Genomic DNA, 260 nt, shown 5'->3' with positions numbered 1-260 from the left:
CTCGGGCGCGCCATTAACGGGAAGTGGCTCAGCTTGGTAGAGCACCTGGTTTGGGACCAGGGGGTCGCAGGTTCAAATCCTGTCTTCCCGACCACGCGGGTGTAGTTTAGTGGTAAAACAAGAGCCTTCCAAGCTCTGGTCGAGAGTTCGATTCTCTTCACCCGCTTTTAGTTCTTTGAAAACTGAACGAAACAAACAACGTGAAACGTCAATTTTTATTTATGATGCTAGACAAACTTTATTGGAGAGTTTGATCCTGG

The 260-nt window shown here is 47.7% G+C and carries 2 tRNA genes; both read left to right on the top strand.

The window, feature by feature from the left end:
• The first annotated feature begins 17 nt into the window (after nt 1–17).
• Nucleotides 18–94 (top strand) — tRNA-Pro (locus MR056_RS22110).
• Between the two features lies 1 nt (nt 95).
• Nucleotides 96–166: transfer RNA gene (locus tag MR056_RS22105), tRNA-Gly, on the top strand.
• Nucleotides 167–260: the final 94 nt, after the last annotated feature.

Source organism: Bacillus cereus group sp. BfR-BA-01360 (assembly GCF_022663595.1).
Taxonomy (GTDB): Bacteria; Bacillota; Bacilli; order Bacillales; family Bacillaceae_G; genus Bacillus_A; species Bacillus_A cytotoxicus.
Note: the sequence above shows the minus strand (reverse complement) of the source record. Positions and strands in the feature narration are given on the sequence as shown.